Annotated in this window: 16 protein-coding genes; 13 read left to right on the forward strand and 3 right to left on the reverse strand. The window is 49.4% G+C overall.

What is annotated here, in order from left to right; all coding sequences use genetic code 11:
- Positions 1 to 37 precede the first annotated feature (37 nt).
- On the forward strand, positions 38 to 583 hold the full coding sequence (locus LA360_RS17295; RefSeq protein ID WP_002586763.1) for an NADH peroxidase: 546 nt from the start codon (positions 38 to 40) through the stop codon (positions 581 to 583).
- A 193-nt stretch (positions 584 to 776) separates the two neighbouring features.
- Positions 777 to 1,316 carry a rubrerythrin gene (rbr, locus tag LA360_RS17300; RefSeq protein ID WP_002586762.1) on the forward strand — a complete coding sequence of 180 codons (540 nt, stop codon included), beginning with the start codon at positions 777 to 779 and terminating at the stop codon, positions 1,314 to 1,316.
- 206 nt (positions 1,317 to 1,522) lie between these two features.
- Here the strand turns inward: rbr and rpiB are convergent, their stop codons facing one another.
- The 3 genes from rpiB to LA360_RS17315 are packed head-to-tail and all read right to left on the reverse strand — an operon-like array spanning position 1,523 to position 4,256.
- Positions 1,523 to 1,963, reverse strand: coding sequence for a ribose 5-phosphate isomerase B (gene rpiB, locus LA360_RS17305; RefSeq protein ID WP_002586761.1), 441 nt, complete (start codon positions 1,961 to 1,963; stop codon positions 1,523 to 1,525).
- A gap of 46 nt (positions 1,964 to 2,009) precedes the next feature.
- Positions 2,010 to 3,149, reverse strand: coding sequence for a chorismate synthase (aroC, locus tag LA360_RS17310; RefSeq protein WP_002586760.1), 1,140 nt, complete (start codon positions 3,147 to 3,149; stop codon positions 2,010 to 2,012).
- Positions 3,150 to 3,197: 48 nt separating this feature from the next.
- Complete coding sequence (locus LA360_RS17315; RefSeq protein WP_002586759.1) at positions 3,198 to 4,256, reverse strand: lactonase family protein; 1,059 nt, start codon at positions 4,254 to 4,256, stop codon at positions 3,198 to 3,200.
- Between the two features lie 298 nt (positions 4,257 to 4,554).
- On the opposite strand from LA360_RS17315, the gene LA360_RS17320 reads away from it, so the two are divergent.
- From LA360_RS17320 to LA360_RS17370, 11 genes are all read left to right on the forward strand, one after another.
- Complete coding sequence (locus LA360_RS17320; protein WP_002586758.1) at positions 4,555 to 5,088, forward strand: helix-turn-helix domain-containing protein; 534 nt, start codon at positions 4,555 to 4,557, stop codon at positions 5,086 to 5,088.
- A gap of 31 nt (positions 5,089 to 5,119) precedes the next feature.
- On the forward strand, positions 5,120 to 6,196 hold the full coding sequence (locus LA360_RS17325) for an ABC transporter ATP-binding protein (protein WP_002586757.1): 1,077 nt from the start codon (positions 5,120 to 5,122) through the stop codon (positions 6,194 to 6,196).
- The gene (locus tag LA360_RS17330) at positions 6,189 to 7,028 is read left to right on the forward strand and encodes an ABC transporter permease (protein WP_002594371.1); all 840 of its coding nucleotides are present in this window, start codon (positions 6,189 to 6,191) and stop codon (positions 7,026 to 7,028) included. Before LA360_RS17325 ends, LA360_RS17330 begins: the two co-directional genes overlap by 8 nt.
- Entirely contained in the window at positions 7,028 to 7,825 is a 798-nt protein-coding gene (locus LA360_RS17335) for an ABC transporter permease (RefSeq protein ID WP_002586755.1), read from the forward strand. The genes LA360_RS17330 and LA360_RS17335 overlap by 1 nt, the downstream gene beginning before the upstream one ends.
- A 29-nt stretch (positions 7,826 to 7,854) precedes the next feature.
- Positions 7,855 to 8,970 carry an ABC transporter substrate-binding protein gene (locus tag LA360_RS17340; protein ID WP_112481432.1) on the forward strand — a complete coding sequence of 372 codons (1,116 nt, stop codon included), beginning with the start codon at positions 7,855 to 7,857 and terminating at the stop codon, positions 8,968 to 8,970.
- A gap of 1,973 nt (positions 8,971 to 10,943) precedes the next feature.
- Positions 10,944 to 18,944, forward strand: a complete 8,001-nt coding sequence (locus LA360_RS17345; RefSeq protein ID WP_416824153.1) for a DUF6531 domain-containing protein — start codon at positions 10,944 to 10,946, stop codon at positions 18,942 to 18,944.
- Positions 18,945 to 18,994: 50 nt separating this feature from the next.
- Positions 18,995 to 19,840 carry a hypothetical protein gene (locus LA360_RS17350; RefSeq protein WP_225537595.1) on the forward strand — a complete coding sequence of 282 codons (846 nt, stop codon included), beginning with the start codon at positions 18,995 to 18,997 and terminating at the stop codon, positions 19,838 to 19,840.
- 117 nt (positions 19,841 to 19,957) lie between these two features.
- A complete protein-coding gene (locus LA360_RS17355) occupies positions 19,958 to 20,131 on the forward strand; it encodes a hypothetical protein (protein ID WP_155245153.1) in 174 nt (57 codons plus the stop codon).
- Between the two features lie 150 nt (positions 20,132 to 20,281).
- Entirely contained in the window at positions 20,282 to 20,677 is a 396-nt protein-coding gene (locus LA360_RS17360) for a hypothetical protein (protein ID WP_112481434.1), read from the forward strand.
- Positions 20,678 to 20,993: 316 nt separating this feature from the next.
- On the forward strand, positions 20,994 to 21,164 hold the full coding sequence (locus LA360_RS17365; RefSeq protein WP_160116300.1) for a hypothetical protein: 171 nt from the start codon (positions 20,994 to 20,996) through the stop codon (positions 21,162 to 21,164).
- 2 nt (positions 21,165 to 21,166) lie between these two features.
- A complete protein-coding gene (locus tag LA360_RS17370; RefSeq protein ID WP_160116301.1) occupies positions 21,167 to 21,322 on the forward strand; it encodes a hypothetical protein in 156 nt (51 codons plus the stop codon).
- Positions 21,323 to 21,389 lie beyond the last annotated feature (67 nt).

A 21,389-nucleotide genomic window follows, 5' to 3' on the forward strand; every position in this document is an offset into this window, starting at 1 on the left:
ACATTAAGCTCTATAAAGGAAAAGGAGAATATTGATTATGAAGAAATGGGTATGTACAGTTTGCGGTTATGTTTACGAGGGAGAGAATGCACCTGAGAAATGTCCACAGTGCGGAGTTCCGGCTTCCAAGTTCAAGGAGCAGGCTTCCGAGGGAATGGCATGGGCATGCGAGCATGAGGTTGGCGTGGCTCAGGGCGCTCCTGAAGATATCATGATGGATTTAAGAGCTAACTTTGAAGGCGAATGCTCCGAGGTGGGCATGTACCTGGCTATGTCAAGGGTTGCTCACAGAGAAGGCTATCCTGAGATTGGCATGTACTGGGCCAAGGCTGCTTTTGAGGAAGCAGAGCACGCAGCCAAGTTTGCCGAGCTGTTAGGCGAGGTTGTCACCTCCTCCACCAAGAAGAACCTGGAGATGAGAGTTGCAGCTGAGAACGGCGCTACCGCAGGCAAGTTCGACCTGGCCAAGAGAGCAAAGGCTCTGAACCTGGACGCAATCCATGACACTGTTCATGAGATGGCTAAGGATGAGGCCCGTCACGGCAAGGCATTTGAGGGTCTGTTAAACAGATATTTCGGCTAATTTGACATAGAATCAATTTTACCCTCCAAGCCAGGAATGCAGGCGGTCTCCCCAGGGCTGCCTGTATTCTTATCTGGCATAGCTGAACAGCTGTAAAATTATTGATTTTTAGATTGAATTTCTGTAAATAACAGGATACAATAGTTTATAGGTAGTAAAAAACGAAACAAAAGAGAAAGGTGAGGTACAATTTATGGCATCAAAATACGCAGGAACCAAAACGGAACAGAACTTAAAGGACGCATTTTCAGGCGAGTCCCAGGCACGCAACAAGTACACCTATTATGCATCCGCTGCCAAGAAAGCAGGCTATGAGCAGATGTCCGCTTTATATCTGGAGACCGCGGACCAGGAAAAAGAGCATGCCAAGATGTGGTTCAAGGAACTGCACGGCATCGGCACTCCTGAGGAGAATCTGGCTGACGCGGCAGCAGGCGAGAATTACGAGTGGACCGATATGTATGCCCGTATGGCCCGCGAAGCACGGGAGGAAGGCTTCGAGGAACTGGCTGTTAAGTTTGAACTGGTTGCCAAGGTTGAGGCTGCACATGAGAGAAGATACAATAAGCTGTTAGAGAGCTTAAAGAACGACAAAACTTTTAAGGGCGATGCGCCTCTTGGCTGGAAGTGCAGAAACTGCGGATACGTCCACGAGGGACCGGAAGCTCCCGAAGTATGTCCCTGCTGTGCTCATCCGAAGGCTTATTTTGAGAGGAAAGTAGAGAACTATTAAAAGGTACAGTGGTGGGATGGTACGCCGACACTTGTAGGGAACTTCGCCCGTGACTCTTCATCCACCAAATATTTAAAAGCGCCCGCTGTCTTTTCCCACGCTAGGGAGAAAAGACAGACGGGCGCTTTTTTGTTGCAGTAAATTATTATTTCAAATTTAGGTTCACGTACAAGTTCCGCCAGGAACACCCGCGTGCCATCCACATCTTACCGGTTCTCAATCTCCATAATCATATTCACCCTGCGCTCATGCCTTCCGCCCTCAAACTCAGCGTCCAGCCACGCCTCTGTTATCATCTTGGCCAGCTCGCTGCCCACTACCCTGGCGCCAAAGGCAAGTACGTTGGAGTTGTTGTGCACCCTGGACAGCTTTGCGGTATAAGGCTCGCTGCACACGCAGGCTCGTATTCCCTTTACCTTGTTGGCTGCCAGAGAGATGCCCACGCCGGTGCCGCAGATGGCGATTCCCAGGTCAGCCTGGCCGTCGGCCACGGCCCGTCCTACCTTTTCGCCGTATATGGGGTAGTCGCAGCTCTCAGTGGAGTTGGTTCCCAGGTCAATGACCTCATAGCCCTTTCCTTCCACAAACTCCTTGATGATGTTTTTAAGCTCAATGGCTGTATGGTCGTTACCAATTGCAATCTTCATGATTCCTCTTCTCCTTTTATCTATTCCCTATATTATGTCTGGTCTTTTATACCCTGTCCTGCGCAAAGAATGCCTGCACCCGGTCCAGCCTGGATGTCATGGACAGAAGCAGCATATCGGCCGCCGTCAATGCGGCCATGGCTTCCACCACCACCACGGCCCTTGGCACGATGATGGGGTCATGGCGGCCCTTTATCTCCACCACGGTCTCCTCACCCTTTTGGTTCACGGTGCGCTGGGGCTGCCCAATGGAGGGCGTGGGCTTAAACGCTGCCCGCATCACGATATCGCTTCCATCGCTGATTCCTCCCAGTGTTCCCCCTGAGTGATTGGTCTGCTTTCCAATCCTGCCGTTAAAATACAGGCTGCCGTCCGCCGCCTTATGGGATATGCCGAATCCGTCATTATTCTCAGATCCCCGCGCCCTGGAGGCGGCAAAGCCATCTCCTATCTCAAATCCCTTGACCGCGCCGATGGACACCATGGCCTTAGCCAGGTTCGCATCCAGCTTCTCAAATACAGGTTCGCCTGCTCCGGCGGGCATACCGCGGATAATACATTCCACCACGCCCCCGCAGGAGTCCTTCCCGGCCATCAGCTCCTCCAGCCGGGTCTCTGCCCGGGCTGCCGCCTGGGCGTCCGGCATGTACAGCCTGTTATTCCACATCTCGTCCAGGTCAAAGCGCTCCCGGGAAATACCGATTCCGCCCACCTCGCGCGTATAGGCCCTGACCGTGATTCCCAGGCTCTCCAAAAGCCTGCAGGCGATGGCTCCCGCCGCCACCCTGGCAATGGTCTCCCTGCCTGAGGACCGCCCGCCGCCCCTGTAATCCCTGAATCCATACTTCTGGTCAAAGGTGTAATCCGCATGGCCGGGACGGTAAATATCCATGATATTGCTGTAATCATGGGAACGCTGGTCCGTATTGCGCACCTCCAGCGCGATGGGAGTTCCTGTGGTCCTTCCCCCGAACACGCCGGACAGGATTTCCACCTGGTCCCCTTCCTGTCTGGCCGTGGTAAACTTGCTCTGGCCCGGCTTTCTCCGGTTCAGATAGGACTGGATGTCCCCTTCCTCCAGAGGCAGTCCGGCCGGGCAGCCGTCCACCACCACGCCGATTCCCTCTCCATGAGATTCTCCCCAGGTCGTCACTCTCAATATTGTTCCCAATGTAGATCCTGCCATATGCTGTCTCCTGTCCTCCTGTATCAATGGCCCAACCGCCTTATCAGCCTAATTTCCAATCTTTGCAATGGCGCAGCAGTTTGGCTCGTTCACCATGACGCTGCGTCCGCACATAACGATGAGGCCCTTCTCATAATCCACCTCAAAGAAGCTGATGCTGCCGCTGTCATGGTTGATGGACGCGATGTGCTTCTGATCCGGGAATACAGCCACATCCTTTGGATATTCCCCGCTGACAGGCAGGCAGCAAATCATGGTGAGAAGTCCTGATTTCTCATCCCTGCTGTAGATGCTTACTGTATTTTCGCCTGCGTTGGTGCAGTAAACGTATTTCTCGTCCGGAGACAGCCTCATGGCGCAGGCAGCCGTCAGATTGCCCGGATTCCTGGTGGAGGTGGTGGAAATGGTCTGTATCTTCTCAATCACAGGCGCCCTGTCGCCTGTTTCATAGAAATAAACGCAGATTACATTCTGCAGCTCATGCATCAGATAGAGGAACCGTCCGTCGGAGCTGAAGCGGAAATGTCTTGGAGCTGACTCCAGGTCGCAGTGAATGGCGTCTACCTGGAACAGTCTCTTATCCTTGTCGTTGAAACGGTATACCTTTACCTGGTCCGTTCCGTTGTCCACAGACAGAACATACCTGCCGTCGGGCATCCTTCTGGTGCAGGTCACATGGGAACGGAAGTTGCGCTCAGCCACGCTGCCATATCCCTTATTGAACACCTCGTCCACAATCTGCCCCACGGAACCGTCCTTGTTAAGGCTCAGAACCGTGGTCTTGCCGTCATGGTAGCCTGAGACAAATACATATTTATCTTCCATATCAGTACACAGGTGGCAGCCCCTCATGCCGCGGATGGGAGCGCTGTTCAGTCTTGCAAGGCTTCCGTTCTGCAGGATTCGGAAGGATACAACCCCCTCGTCCGCGATGGAGTACAGGGTTTTCCCGTCGCTGGAAGCAATGACATAGGAGGAGTTGTCCACTTCCATCTCACACCTCTCCCTAAATGTCCCGTTTTCCACATCCACGTCATACACTGTAATTCCTTTTGCTTTTCCGGTGTAGGAATAGGATCCTACATATGCCATATATTTTCCGCTCATACCTGTCTGTACCTCCCTGATTTATGTCGGTTTTTATTTCAATTTAGACTAAAAACATCATATCATAAATTTGTGAATTTGTTAACTGGAAGTTTGTGAAATTGTCCCCCTCTGTTCATCTCCCAACCTGTCCCTGAACTTATCTGCCAAATCTTTTAAAAAGGGTATTGACATACCACTGATTTAATGTATAATGAAATTCGCGCTTGTTTATTATTACTAAACTTTTTGCTTATTTTTATAGTCAGTTAGTATTTGTAAACTTTTTGTTCAGAAACGCGAGACAGGGAGGAGCTCCATGGAAATTGGAAGTAAACTAAAGGAACTGCGGGTGTTAAAGGGTCTGACCCAGGAAGAACTGGCTGACCGGGCCGAGCTTTCCAAGGGATTCATTTCCCAGCTGGAACGTGACCTGACATCTCCGTCCATAGCCACCCTGATGGACATTCTGCAATGCCTGGGCACCACCATCGGTGAATTCTTCAATGAGACGCCGGATGAACAGGTAGTATTTGGCAAACAGGATTATTTTGAGAAAATCGATACAGACTTAAATAATGAAATCAAATGGATTATCCCCAATGCCCAGAAGAATGTGATGGAGCCCATCCTCCTCACCTTAAAGGCCGGAGGCTCCACCTATCCTGATAATCCCCATGAAGGGGAGGAATTCGGATACGTGCTCCAGGGAAGCATATCCATCCATATAGGCAGCAAGACATACAAGGCAAAAAAAGGGGAATCCTTCTACTTCACGCCGGATAAGAAACATTACCTGACAAGCAAGAACGGGGCCCTTCTTCTGTGGGTGAGCTCGCCGCCAAGTTTTTAATCACATTAAGATAAAGGAGATTTTGATTATCATGAGCCAGCCTTTCATTGATTTACAGCACATATCAAAAAGTTTTGACGGCGAGCTGGTCCTGGACGACCTGAACCTTTCCATCAGGGAGAACAGCTTCGTCACCTTGCTCGGCCCCAGCGGCTGCGGCAAGACCACTACCCTGCGTATATTAGGCGGCTTCACCACCCCTGACACAGGAAAGGTAATCTTCGGCGGACAGGACATCTCCATGATTCCACCCAACAAACGCCCGTTAAATACCGTATTCCAGAAGTATGCGCTGTTTCCCCACATGAACATCGCGGAAAATATTGCCTTTGGCTTAAAGATCAAAAATAAGCCAAAAGCCTATATTGACGACAAAATCAAATACGCCCTGAAGCTAGTAAACCTGCCCGGCTATGAGAACCGGACCGTGGACTCCTTATCCGGCGGCCAGCAGCAGCGTATCGCCATTGCCCGGGCCATTGTCAACGAACCCAGGGTGCTGCTCCTTGACGAGCCCCTTGGCGCGCTGGATTTAAAGCTGCGCCAGGATATGCAGTACGAGCTGATACGCCTTAAGAATGAGCTGGGAATTACCTTTATCTATGTGACCCATGACCAGGAGGAGGCTCTGACCATGTCTGACACCATCGTGGTCATGAACCAGGGATACATCCAGCAGATGGGTTCTCCTGAACAGATTTATAATGAGCCCGAAAATGCGTTCGTGGCAGACTTCATCGGTGAGAGCAATATTGTGCCCGGAATCATGATCCGGGACGAACTGGTAGAAATCTTCGGCGCCCGCTTTGCATGTGTTGACAAGGGATTTGGCAATAATAAGCCTGTGGATGTGGTCATCCGGCCTGAGGACATTGACCTTGTAAAGCCTGAGGACGGCACCCTGCAGGGTGTTGTGACCCACCTGATTTTCAAGGGCGTCCACTATGAGATGGAAGTGACCACCCCGGACGGTTTCGAATGGCTGGTGCATTCCACCGATATGTTTCCTGTAGGCCGGCAGGTGGGCATCCATGTGGAGCCCTTTGAAATCCAGATCATGAACAAGCCTGCTTCTGAAGACGAGGAGGCGCTGGGAGTCAATGAATAGCGAAAAAAAAGGCGCCGCCATCGGCAAGGCGCTGTTATCAGGTCCCTATCTCATTTGGATGGCCGGCTTTACACTGATTCCGCTGGCTATGATTATATGGTACGGGCTGACTGACAAGGGAGGCGGCCTGACCATGGCCAATGTCATTGCCATTGCCTCCGCGGACCACGCAAAAGCGCTGTGGCTGTCCCTTGGACTGTCCCTGGTGAGCACGGTTCTCTGTCTGCTGATCGCATACCCGCTGGCCATGATACTGAGAGGCCGCGGAGCCGCTGCAGGAGGATTCATTGTGTTCATATTTATCCTTCCCATGTGGATGAACTTCCTCCTGAGAACCCTGGCCTGGCAGACACTGCTGGAGAAAAACGGAGTCATTAACGGTATCCTTAACTGGCTTCACCTTCCTTCACAGTCCATGATTAACACCCCGTCGGCCATTGTGCTGGGCATGGTATATAACTTCCTGCCCTTTATGGTGCTTCCCATTTACAATGTGCTGTCCAAGATAGACGATAATATTATAAATGCCGCCATGGACCTGGGAGCCAACAGCTTTGAACGTTTCACCAGGATATGGCTACCCTTAAGCATACCGGGCATCATCAGCGGCATCACCATGGTGTTTGTCCCTTCCCTGACCACCTTCGTTATTTCCGATTTGCTGGGCGGCAGCAAAATCCTGCTCATCGGCAATGTCATTGAACAGGAATTTACCAGGGGAAGCAACTGGCATCTGGGAAGCGGACTTTCACTGGTCCTCATGGTCTTTATCTTAATCAGCATGGCCATGATAGCCAAATACGATAAAAACGGAGAGGGGACTGCATTCTGATGACAAAGAGTTCAAAAGTACTGCGGAAAATCATATCAGATTTTTATATGGTGCTCATACTGTTCTTCCTTTATGCCCCCATCCTTACCATGATGGTCCTGTCCTTCAACAAATCCAAGTCCAGGACCCAGTGGGGCGGATTTACCCTGCAGTGGTACACCCAGATGTTTGACAGCCGCTCCATCATGAGCGCCCTGACCACCACGTTAATCATAGCCTTTGTATCGGCCCTGGTGGCTACGATCATAGGCACGGCAGCGGCCATCTCCATCAGTTCCATGCGGACAGTGCCCAGGACCATTGTCATGGGCATAACCAATATACCCATGCTGAACGCCGACATCGTAACCGGTATATCCCTGATGCTGGCCTTTATTGCCTTTGGTATTTCCCTGGGATTTAAGACTGTGCTTATATCCCATATCACATTCAATATACCCTATGTCATACTAAGCGTCATGCCCAAGCTCAAGCAGACGGATAAATACACCTATGAGGCAGCCCTGGACCTGGGCGCATCCCCTATGTACGCATTTTTCAAGGTGGTGTTCCCGGATATCATGCCCGGCGTGCTCTCCGGCTTTCTGCTGGCGTTTACCATGTCCTTAGATGACTTTATCATCACCCACTTCACAAAGGGCGCAGGCATCAACACTCTGTCCACCCTGATTTACAGTGAAGTGAGGCGCGGCATACGGCCGTCCATGTACGCACTGTCATCCATTATATTTCTGACCGTGCTGATTCTTCTCATCTTTGTTAACTTCCGGTCCATTAAAAAACCGGAAAAGGCATAACCGAATTCAGACATTAAAGGAGAACGATTATGAAAAAGAAAATGACAATCACCCTTGCTGCCGCATCCATGGCAGTTCTGTCCGCCGCCCTCTTAACCGGCTGCGGCAAATCCGGTTCCTCCCCCGAAGGAGGAAACAAGGAAGACAACAAGTTAAACGTATACAACTGGGGCGAGTACATTGACGAGGATGTCATCACCCAGTTTGAGGATGAAACCGGCATACAGGTTGTCTACGATGTGTTTGAGACCAACGAGGAGATGTATCCTGTCATTGAGGCCGGCGCTGTGAAATACGACGTTGTATGTCCCTCCGACTACATGATTCAGCGCATGATTGAAAACAATCTTCTGGCTGAACTCAGCTTTGACAACATTCCAAATTATAAGGAAATCGGCCAGCAATATCTGGATATCTCCAAGGGCTTTGACCCTGAGAACAAGTATTCCGTACCCTACTGCTGGGGAACCATGGGAATTCTCTACAACACCAAGCGTCTGGAGGAGCTGGGCGTTCCCGCTCCCACCAAGTGGTCTGATTTGTGGGATGAGCGCTTAAGCGGCGAAATTCTCATGCAGAACAGCGTAAGAGACGCATTTACCGTGGCTCTGAAGATGAAGGGATATTCCTTAAACAGCACCAATTCCGATGAACTGGCCCAGGCCCGTGATCTGCTGATTGAGCAGAAGCCTCTTGTCCAGGCATATGTGATTGACCAGGTAAGGGATAAGATGATTGGCGGCGAGGCTGCTGTGGGCGTGATTTATTCCGGGGAAATGCTCTACATCCAGGATGCAGTGGCGGAACAGGGTCTGGATTACAGCCTGGAGTATGTAATCCCCGAGGAGGGAACCAACTACTGGATTGACTCCTGGGTTATTCCGGCTAACGCGGAGCACAAGGAAAATGCGGAGAAGTGGATTGACTTCCTGTGCCGCCCTGACATCGCCAAAAAGAACTTTGAATATATCACCTACGCCACGCCAAACACAGGCGCCTATGATTTGCTGGACCACGACCTTAAGAACAACAAGGCCCTGTTCCCTGATTTAGATAAGCTGTCTAACTGCGAGATTATCCAGTATCTGGGAGACGATGTGGATACCATCTACAATGACATGTGGAAGGAAATTAAATCCGAGTAAAATATACCGCTTTAACCTAAATAAGGCCACAACATAAGAGGGGGCTGTTGCACTGAAAAAACAGGAAATTTTCAGTGTAATAGTCCTTTTTCCATTTCTTCAGCTTTAATTAAGCACCTAAAGGGGGGTTCTGCTTTTTGTCATTTATTTTTGGGCACACTTTATCGGACCCTGCCATGGGCAGCGTCTTGTCGGTTTTAAACGGGCTAATTTTACGCCTCCTTCTTCATCGGGAACAAGTGTCCCTGTCCGCCCAGATTGGATTTAAGTTTACTACAAAAAAACTGCACTTTGAACGCTATTGAAAGGTTATGGGATACGGATAGCTCCATACGCCGAATTCCTTCTCTACCGTCAGATAGTGAGCCTAAACCAAAAGCAAAAATCTACAATAAAAAACCGCATTTCGTGCAGAAACTGTTGAAAATATATAAAAACCGGTGTAAAATTAAGTTTAACTAAGTGTTTATGTACAAAAGAAGAGGGGATGTTTTGTGAGAAAACGGAAAAGATGTAGACAATTAGCAGGAAGGGCTGCCAGTCTTTTATTGGTAACTACTTTGATGGCGCCCAATATGGTGCCGCTGATAGCCTATGGGGCGGAGGCCATTCATAACAGGCCACGTTATGTGTCTTTTGCCAGGCCGACGGCTCTTACCCTGAACGAAGTAGGTATTAGTGACCTGGGAAATTCCGGGGGTGGTGATGGGGCTGGCAATGACAGCGGCTCCGATACCAGCAATGATTCAGGTAGCAGTAGCTCTAATTCTGATAGCAACGGTTCTGGCAGTGATGGATCAGAGTCAGGAGGCGGTTCTGGAACTGGCGGTTCCGAACCTGACGGAGGCTCCGAGTCCGGCGGAGGTTCTGAATCCGGCGGAGGCTCCGAGTCAGGGGGCGGTTCGGAGTCCGGCGGAGGCTCCGAAACCGGCGATGGTTCGGAGTCTGGTGATGGTTCCGAAACCGGCAATGGCTCCGAGTCCGGCGGTGATTCCGAAACCGGCGATGGCTCCGAGTCCGGCGGAGGTTCCGAAACCGGCAATGGCTCCGAGTCCGGCGGAGGTTCCGAAAACGGCGATGGTTCGGAGTCCGGCGGTGATTCCGAAACCGGAAAAGAAGAGGAGTCCGGTGGTGCAGATAAAGAGACTGGAAGCAATACAGATGAAAGTAAGGACGAAACCAAGGAATCTACAGAAGAAACCGAAGAATCCAAAGAAGCGGATGAGAACGGCAGCCATAGCGGCGGAGCAGGCGGTAATCGACCTGCCGGACCTGATGTGCCAGAAAGTACAGAAGCAGAGCTGGAAACCTTACCTGCCGAGGTTCTTTCGAAGCCAGAGGATGAAAAGGAGGCCAGAGAACCAGAAGACTTTTATGATGACCTGATTGAAGAACCGGAAGGAGAGCTGGTCCAGTTTAATGACCGATACCGTACCTACCAAACCGGCGATGGGGAGTATGTGACTGTCATTGGCGGGTATTCCGGACTGTATCAGGATAAAAGCGGAGAGGTCCTTGAGGCCAACAACATGCTGACCGAGGCTGATGTGGAGGATGAGGAAATATCCGTGGCCACAGGTTCCAACGCCAGGAGGATGAGAAGCATGGTATCCGGTGGGACAACTTACCGGAATGAGGATGGGCCGATAAACGTGCTTTTGCCTGAAAAGATGAGCGGCGGACGCGGGTATACCATCTCAAAAGGCAGTGATTCCCTTGAAATAATACCGGAGGGTGGGGATTATACCTTAAGCTGTGTGGGGGATAATGCAATCCGTTATAGCGATGTGTATGAGAACGTGGATGTCCAGTATACCATCCTGAATGGCACTGTGAAGGAGGATATCATCCTGCTGGAGAAGCAGGAAAAGGACAGCTTTTCTTACAAGCTTAAGTCCGGAAGCCTTAAATTCAAGAAAGAAGGTAATTCGGTTATCGCCTATCACGCAAGCGCCAGCGATCCTCTGTTCCGTTTGACGGCTCCTATGATGGTCGATGCGGCAGGGTGCGCTACTGATAAGGTGAAGCTGTCCTATGATTCATCCTCTAAGACAGTCACCATCAAACCGGACCGTAAATGGCTGGAAAGTGAGGCGAGGGAATACCCGGTCCGCATTGACCCGGGAACCACCCTTGTAACACCATCCCAGTTTGCATATGCCATGGTGGGATCTGGCGTACCTAAAACCTACTTTGGTGATAATGGCCATACAATGGTCGGTTACTCAGAGGATTACGGATATTGCCGGGCCTTTATGGAGATAAGTCCTGACTGGGAATCCTTAATGGCAAGACGGGATGAGAATGGTGATGGTCCATCCGTCAACGATGTCCAGCTGACTGTTTATGTGATGACAAAGGATACGGTCCAGCGCAGTGCGTTTATTGCACTTGCACCAGAGCGCGCCTGGAACCAGGAAACAATAAGCTGGTATACGATGCATAACGGTGAGATAGATAAGGCCTTAAATGGCGGGGACCTGCCGCAGCTGGGTGATTATCAATACTCAGAAGGTGAAGCAAAGCCGATGTCCTTTAACATCACGGAAGCATATGATAAATGGCTGCGGGACCCCTCTACGCGTCATGGCCTGATGCTGAAGGTGCTTGCAGAATTACCTTACAAAGACTCCATTGAAGATGTCATGTGGGCTGAAACCATTTATAATGGCTGGAACGCGAAATATGGGCCGAGGCTGGAAGTGGCCTGGTCCGGAGAATTAAATGACAAGGACTTATTAACCCTTCCGATGAGCGAGTTTACCCTGAATGTTGACCCAGGCGTCATGCCAAGTGACGCAGGCGGCAGAAGCACATTAGGCGTCGTACCATGGGGAATATCACAGGCAGGTTCTGAGATTACATATAACCTTTACGAAGCGGAAGGGGATAATGAGACAGACAAAGGCGGCGTGACGGCTGAAGATTCCCTGGCGTATCCGGATTTCCGGAAGGTATCAGATGACTGTATCAATTTCGGATACTTAGAGGGCAACTGGCAGGGTGACCCTGCTTTCATGACAGAAAATCTTCAGACAGATACAAAATATTACATAACAGCACAGGGGGAAGGAAAGGAAGTAATCGAGGATGAGGAAGGCAGCCCCGCGTTAGGGGATGGGACTGAAACCAGCGATTTAAAGACTTCGGATGAATTCCTGTTATATGAAGTGCAGGTCAAAGACGATATTGCCAGGATAGCGAAGCATTATGGAATCCTAATCCGTCAAATCAAAAAAGATAATCAGATGACAGCGGGGCAGCTTACAACGGCCGGGGATATCCTCTTTATCAGGAAACCTCTGACGGATGTCCCATACACATTTAAGATTCCTAAGGATAAGCTGGAGAAATATCTGCTGGAGGCCATACTGGGCGGTTATGACCCGCGTTATGACTTCGGCGGTGACCCGATTAACATGTCGTCCGGCTCCTATTACATGGAGCATACCGATGCGTCCATAGAGGACTTAGGCGGCACCTTTGAAATCTCCAGGAGTTATAACTCAAAGAACCCATTCTTCCGTTCTGAATTCGGAAAGGGCTGGAGTACCCTTGCAGGCGAGAAAATCATGGTCCTGGAGGATGGAAGGATATTCTATTCCAGGGAGGATGGTAAGGGAATCATATTCAAAAAGGCCGGGGATGGAACATACAAGGGGCCTGATGGCTATGATTATACCCTGATGCCGGTCGATTCAATTGAAGTTTCAACCATGGAAAACCCGGATGACGAGGATGAGGAGGAAGAAGGGTTCCCAGGTGATGCGGAAGGTGAAATCCGTATAGCCAGTCCGTTATCTGCTGAATACCGCACAGCCAGCCCGTCCTCCGCGGCTATGAAAATGACACCTGCTGAGGATGAGGAAGACGGGGAAGAGACCGGAGCCGTTAAACCTTCCATCGGATGGGAAATCACACAGCCGGACGGAAGTGTCAAGATATTCAATGCATACGGCCTCCTTGTCACTGAGAAGGACAGGAAGGGCTATAAGACATCTTATGTCTACGACAGCGCTTATCAGCTGCGCCAGATTATCACACCTTCAGGTAAGATTTTTGAGATTGCACAGGATGATGACGGGAAGATTACCGATATCACACTTCCGGATGGCGGGACAATCCACTATGAATTTGATGACCAGGATAACCTTGTTTCCGTGACAGACCCGGAGGGCGGTGTGCGCAGGTATGAATACGACGATGCCAACCACATGACGGCATGGTATGATGAGAATGATTCCATGTTCATACGGAATACCTATGACAGCGAAGGAAGAGTCACTGAGCAGGAAGATGCGTTAGGAAATGTCAGCACCTATTCCTACGAGCGCAACCTAACCATCATGAAAGATAACCGTGGAAATCATGTGCTGTATCATCTGGATGACCGCGGACGGACCGTGAAGGTGGAGTATGCAGACGGCGATACCATACTTACTTCCTATTCCGCTGACAACAGGGTAGCATCACAAACAGATGCCAATGGCATGACCACTTCCTATGAATATGATGAGGAAGGGAATGTACTGACAGAGACAAGACAGGATGGAAGCCAGGCCCATTTTACCTACAATGAACTTAACCTGCCTTTGACCGCCACGGATTATGAGGGGAACACGACCACCTTTGAATATGATGAGGCAGGGAACCTGCTGCTCATGACAGACGGGGAAGGCAATACAACCAGGTATGATTATGATGAACTGAACCGGATTGTGTCCATAACGGATGCTAATGGCGGTACTACAACTTTCAGTTATGAAGATACGCAGGCAGTGCCTTCGTCCATAACGGATGGTGAAGGTAATATAACCAGATACAGTTATGATGAGATGAACCGTCTGTTGGCCGCAACGGACCCGGAAGGTAATACAACCAGCCATGTTTATAATAAGAACGGTTGGGAGATATCCACCCAGGCGGCAGATGGCGGGGAGACTGTTTATGAGTTCAGCCCGGCGGGAGAGATCATCTCAATTACGGATCCCATGGGGGCAAAGGCAGCCTTTGCCTATGACCGTATGCATAATATCATCTCAGGGGAAGACGCCCTTGGGCATACATTGGATTACGCCTATGATTCTAATTACAACAAAGTAAGCGAGACGGATGCCAAAGGCAATACCACACGTTATACATATGATTCCAGGAACCGGATGGCAGGATATACGGATGCTCTGGGCAATGAAGTCACCTTAAGCCTGGATGGAGCGGGTAACATCATTATACAGACGGATAAACGTGGACATGATACGGAATTTGTATATGATATGGTCCTCAACCGGCCTGTCTCATATAAAGACCGGGCTGGTGCCTTAACCAGTTATGAATATGACCGAAACGGAAATATGGTCAAGGTTAAGTACCCGGATAAGAGTACGGTTACATATACATATGATAAAGCCGGCCGGATGGTATCAACGACAGCCCGGAACGGACTGGTGACGGAGCTGTCCTATGATGGATGCGGGAATATCATACGGATACAGGATGATGAAACACGGGTGTACAAATACGGGTATGACCATAATAACCGTCTCATCCGCACGGAAGACCCACTGGGCGGCGTAACCCGCTATGCCTATGACGGCGCTGGGAACCAGATAGCCGTAACCGACGCTAATGGAAATACGGCCACCTATGGCTATGACGCGGTTGGCCGCCTGACGGAGATGAAGGATGCCCTGGAAGGGGTTACTGGCTTGGGGTATGACTTAAATGGAAACCTTGTAAGCGGCACAGATGCCAACGGACATTCGGAAAGCTGCTATTATGATGTCCTGGGGCAGCTCCTGGCCCAGACCGATGCGGCAGGCAATGTGACCGCAATGGAATATGACGCCGTTGGAAATATATCTAAGGTAATGGATGCCCTTAAAGGTGAGACTGTCTACGAAACGGATGCCGTACAACGTACTGTAAAAATAACGGATGCGATGGGGCATGACTACCTTTATGAATATGATGGGAACGGCAACCTGCTCAAAACCACTATGCCAGACGGCGATACCGTGTCTATGACATATGATGCGGAGGACCGTATGGTAACCCGCACGGATGAGGCAGGCGTCATCACCCGTTATTCCTATGATTCCATGGGACGTATCACAAAAGCCTCCGATAATATCGGAAACACGATGTCGTATGAATATGACAGCAGCGGCAACCTCATAAAGCAGACCGATACCATTGGCCGGGAAGCTGTCTATGAGTATGACCAGTTCAATCACCTGGTACAGGTGACGGGGACAGACGGAGCCACGACATCTTACACCTATGATGCACTTGACCGGCTGACCAGCGTCACACAGGCGGATGGGACGGTCACTTCATACGAATATGATCCGGTCGGCAACCTGATTAAGACAACCGAGCCAGGTGAGGCCGTCTATACCTATGCATATGACGCCATCAACCGGCTGACAGAGAAGGTGAACCCGTTAGGGGCTGCCACGACTTTCCAGTATGATGCAAAAGGCAACCTCACGGGGAGCGTTGACGGGGAAGGGGCTGTGACCGCTTACGCCTATGACGCCATTGACCGGCTGACCCAGTTTACAGACGGCCGCGGTAACAACACCCAGTATGAGTATGACGAGTTATCCCGTCTCCTGGCATATACCACGCCGGAAGGGAATAAGGAGGAATACCGGTATGACCCGTTAGGCAACCTGACAAAGCGTAAGGACGCAAACGGCCTGATTACGGAATACCAGTATGATGTCATGGGGAACCTGATAAAGGAAATCTCCCCCAAGGGAGCCGTGACCAGCTATACCTATGACAAGCATGACGAACTGACCAGTATCACGGACCCGGCGAAGAATGTTACGACCTACGAGGTGGATCTGAACCGCCAGGTGACGAAGATGACGGCCAAGAACGGCGGCGAGTATACTTATGGCTACGACGCGGTCCACCGGCTGACGGATATCACCACACCGCTGGGACTGACCAGGACCTTCACCTATGATACGGCGGATAACGTGGTAAAGGATACGGATAACCTGAACCGTACCACTGCCTATGAGTATGACATCATGCACCGGCTGACTAAGTCCGTGAATGCCAAGGGCGGGGTGTCCACCTACACCTATGATATACGTGGCAACCGGAACGGCATGACCGATGCCCTGGGATACAAGTGGAATTATACCTATGACCTGGTAGACCAGCTGACAAAGAGCGTGGATCCGGAGGGCAAGGCAACCGAAGTGGCCTATAACCTGGTGGGAGAGATTTCATCCATTACCAAGCCAGGGGACCGCAGGACCAGCCTGGGCTACGATGGCAACTATAACAGGACCACACTGACCGACCCCAAGGGATACGTCTATGAATACACGTATGACAAGGACAACCGTCAGGTAGGATTTAAGAACCCGCTGGAGGAGACTATCATGGCCGCCTATGACCCGGGAAGCCGTGTCACCAGTGTGACGGACCGCATGGGGCTTACAGAAGCATACACCTACGATCCGCATGGGAATACCCTGAGTGTGAAGGCCACCAATGGCCTGGTGACCCGGTTCAGCTATGATATCCTGGATAACCTGGTGCGTGTGACCATGCCGAGTGAGCTGACCACTACCTACACCTATGATGTGATGGGGAATGTGACCTCCATGACGGATACCATGAAGCGCACCACTGCCTATACCTATGACCTGGAAGGCAACATGACCAGCATACATGACCCGTCCGGACGGACTGAGCGGATGGGATATGACATCGGGGGGCGCATGACCTCCTACATAAGCAATGGCGGGAACAAGGTATCCTATGATTACGATGTCCTCAACAGCCTGGTAGAGAAAGCCTATGAGGACGGGGACGGCAACGCCGTAAATGAAGGTGTGGTTTATGGCTATGATGTCCTGGGCCAGCGTGTCTCCATGATGGACCGAAGCGGGGCCAGCAGTTATGAATATGACGGGCTTGGACGGATTACCAAGGTAACCACCGGCTCCGGTGAGGTCACCACCTATGCCTATGACGGATGTGACCAGCTGGAGAGCATCACCTATCCGGATGGGAAGAGTGTCCGTTATGAATACGATAAGAATGACAACCTGACAAAGGTGACAGACCGAACCGGCGCCGTCACCACCTATGTATATGATGCCATCAACCGTGTGACGGAAATCCACCGCCCCAACGGGGTGAATACCTACAACACCTACAATGCCAGGGACCAGATCGTGTCCATGGTCAACCGGTGCGACGAATGTGAATGGATAGTCAGCCGGTATGATTACACCTATGATGACCGCGGGTTCATCGTGGCGGAGGACGCGGTTGAAAGCCTGTATGCGTATGCCTGGGATGACAAGCATGACGGGAAGCATGAGAGCTGGCACGATGACCTGTTCCCGCACGGCAACAAGCATATCAACAAACATGACAAGGACGGTATCTACAACTTCCAGATCATAGAGACGAAACGTGCCTTCACATACGATGATGACGGCAGGCTCCTGACCGCAACCGAGAATGAGGACCGCCAGGGCCGTTATGACTATGTGTTCAAGTATGATGATATGGGAAACCGTATCTTCTACAGCAAGGCCCGGAACGGAAGCGTGCAGGAAAGCGCGGAGTACACCTACAATGCATCGAACCAGATGGTAAAGGTCCGTGAATACGATGGGAAGCATTACAGGAACGTGGAATATAGTTATGATGCCGATGGAAACCGGATCCTGGAAGAGGAAGTCAAGCCGGATGGGAACCGCAAGGTGGAGAAGAGCTATGAGTACAGCGTGGAGAACCGTCTCAAGGCAGTGCGTGATGCCCACGACCTGCTGGTGGCCATGGCCTATGACGGCGACGGGAACCGCATATTCCAGCTGAACTACAACCTGCATACCGATGATGACTGGAAGGGGAATTCCGGAAATGGGAACGGAAACAACAAGGACAACACCGGAAGCGGCAACAACGGCAATGGAAACGGCAATAAGAAGGGCGCCGCGGCAGCCATCGCAGAATTCTTTACCGGTGAAGAGCCGGAAGCGGGGAAACTCGGTGCCGGCGTAAGCCAGGCATTGGCTGAGCATCTCTTCAGTGAAGAAATCCTTGGAGGACTGGCGGAAGGTTTAGGAATCCAGGAGGAGACTGTAACAGCCCAGGTAGAGACAACAGAAAGTGACATGGACAGCGCTGATTCCGGGCAGGCCATGACTGCGACACCAAGCAATGCGGCAGCCAGCTATGCCGGAAAGAATGATAACGGCAATAACGGGAACGGCGGCAATGGGAACCATTATGGCTGGGGGAACGGAAACAATGGAAACGGAAACGGCAACAACGGAAATGGAAACGGCAACAGCAGCACCGGAGGAACCAATGACAATAACGGAAATGCCAGCGGAAACACCAATAATACAGGCGGGAGCCAGAATCAGAGCGGCATCCTGTTCCCGGTGGCGGGCGAAGTATCCGAGCTGGAGCAGGAACTGATTGACATGATTAAGACCACCGGGAAGCAGAAGGATTATGAGCTGGTGGAATATGTCAATGATGTGAACCGCGACCATGTGGAAGTGTTGATGGAGCTGAATATCAATGGTATAATGGATACGGCATACAGCTACGGGAATGAACGCCTGACCAATGAGCGTTTCACTGGCTGGACCGGCTACTATACCTATGACCCAAGAGGCAGTGTGACAGGTGTGACAGGAAGTGATGGATATATCTGGCAGTCGTACCGGTATAATGCCTTTGGAGATATCACGTTTGACAAGCCACAGTATAACAATGTCTACAGCTACAATGCGGAGAGCTTCAATCCCAATATGGATGCCCAGTATTTAAGGGCGAGATATTACAGCGTGAAGACAGCCGGATTCATCAGTGAGGATAGCTACCTGGGAGATATCACAGACCCGTTGACACTGAACCGGTATAATTATGTGAAGAGCAGCCCGCTGAATTATATTGATCCTAGTATAACTCGATTTAAATAAGCTTACAATTTAAGCATTGGTAGTAATCTGATTTCTTGGCTTACGTGTCCGTGCTTTGGGCGCACGTTTCCCTTGGTTTTCAGGATAATAATGTAAACTTATTAAAATCGAGTTATACTAGTGGCAGAACTGCATTTATAGTTTATTTTCCAGATGAGGATCAATGGAGTATAGTACCAGAAAATAAAATCTTAAACTTTGGATATGACGTAGTAGGGATTCTTCCTTTTGGTTCACATATAGCTAATGGTTCTAAAATGTTTATAGGGTCTTTGGTTAATGGAGAACCATATGATATGGATACTACTATAGCTCAACAGGTAAAAGAAGGAATATCTTCTGGTTTATCAGACGTGAGTGACTTATGGGCACTTGCTGGATATAGTAATCCATTTTCTGCAGGAGTTGCTATTGTGACATCTATTGATAGTATCGCAACTATAGGGGTAAACCTGTCTTCTAATTCTGAGATAGTTAGTCAAATAACTACAATAAGATATGCCAATTTTTTGATTACGGAGAATAAGGAGACACTAATAGAAAGGTACAATACTCTTTATAGTTTTGTAGAAAAATGTGTGGATAGTGGTTTGTTAACTTATAATGTTGATTTGTGCGGCTCAGTATATGAAGATTCTATCTATATTGCAGATGATTATGCATTTGAGGAGTTAATCGATGATATGGATAACGAATTTATTAAGAATGTAGAAATGGGGCTTGGAGGATATGCTAATGATATAGTCATTCATACCCCAGATAATATTACTGATTCAAATTCATCAAGAGATTCAATAGTATCATTAGAACCGATAATATTAAGACCCGGTTCCGTAGTAACAATAGAACCGGAGGGAACAAATTATGAAAGGACAGCTGTTGATTTATCAAAATAAAGAATATTTTTATTCTTAATAACTAAGTCTATGTATTAGGAGGAATATCTATTGGAAAAATGTAGAATTGCTGTCAAACAGAAGTGAGCCAATACGTTAAAGGAGAAAAGTAATATAATGATAAAAATTTTGAACACCTTGCTATATTATGTTTTAATGTATATAGCCTTTGTAGTAGGAATACTGGCAGGTGTTGCAATGAGAGGGCATGAACTGACCAAACAGATTATAAAATTTTCTTTTATTGGGGCACTTATAGGTTGTTGTATTGTATTTATAGCTTCATCTTAATACATAATACAACATTTATATCGTATAAAGCGACTATTTGTAAGGCTGGATGACTTGAATTATCCAGCCTCATGATAGTTAGGAGGCCTCCAGAGGGCATCCCAGGCCGGAGGCTGTAACGAGTCGCTTGCATCTGTATCAGCCAGTGCGATGGATTTCCTGATGAGTATGCTCTATGGTGCAGTTGCGGCTACATACGAAAATGAAACAGCATTTAACCTGCCAGTGAACTTCATGAAGAATGTGACGGAGCAGGAGCGTTCAATATCCTTCATGGACTTCATGCGTGACTTATCAAGTAACACTCTGGCTTTCGAAATAGGTCGGCTGATAGGGGATTTGGCAAGTGTGCATGGAGGATTCCATCTGACACTCGGCGGGTTCGGAATATTAGCAGCCGCTGGCGTATCAGGGCAGATAGAGATAACCCCTGCAGGTATCGCAATCTTAGCAGAAGGAACTATACAGGACAAATGGAGATATCGACATTCCATACGATATGAAGCAGTTTCGCTATCGTTGAGAAAGCTATTGCGGGTTTGGTAGAACATGGAGTAACGAAACCAGTTAATATTCCATGGAATTAAAATTAATGGAGGGATATTTTATATGGATAATATGAGTAACTTGCAGGATTAACACCCTTACAGCAAGAGAATTGCATGCTTTGGTGATGAAGGATGAATCCAAAAGTTTTCTAAATTTGGCCGTTTTGTATTATGAAATATATTCGCCCGGCTTTGACGGGCGATGTCCCCTAAGGTTATGCGTTTTCCAGTACAACCTCTTTAACCTGCACACTTTTCGACCCTGGCTATATTGCCTGATTTGGGGAGAAATGCCTTTGTTCCACATCGGCTCAATGAGCTGGAATACCCGCTTCATGGCCCATCTTTCCGAGCTGGGTCTTAAAACCGGCACACGGGCCGTTACGGTGCGTCACAGGGCCAGGAGACGGCGGGGAGGAACCGCTTGCCGGCATATGGTTGGGATATCCGCCCTGTTTTTCAGGAGAAATCCGGAAACAGGCTGAGTATGGCGATTGAATCAAGCTATTTTCTTGTCAGACGGAAAATCAGCAGTATTTTAGAGGCGTTGGGCGGCAGAATTAATAAGGAGCATTTGAGTGCAATTGCAAACGGGGATGGGGGTATGATTATAGCCACCGCAGTATATCGGATTTACACCTAAAAACGAGAAACAATATTACACAGCTATGCATTATATGGCAAATGTATCTTTATATATGTATCATAGT

The organism is Enterocloster clostridioformis, assembly GCF_020297485.1.
Taxonomy (GTDB): Bacteria; Bacillota; Clostridia; order Lachnospirales; family Lachnospiraceae; genus Enterocloster; species Enterocloster clostridioformis.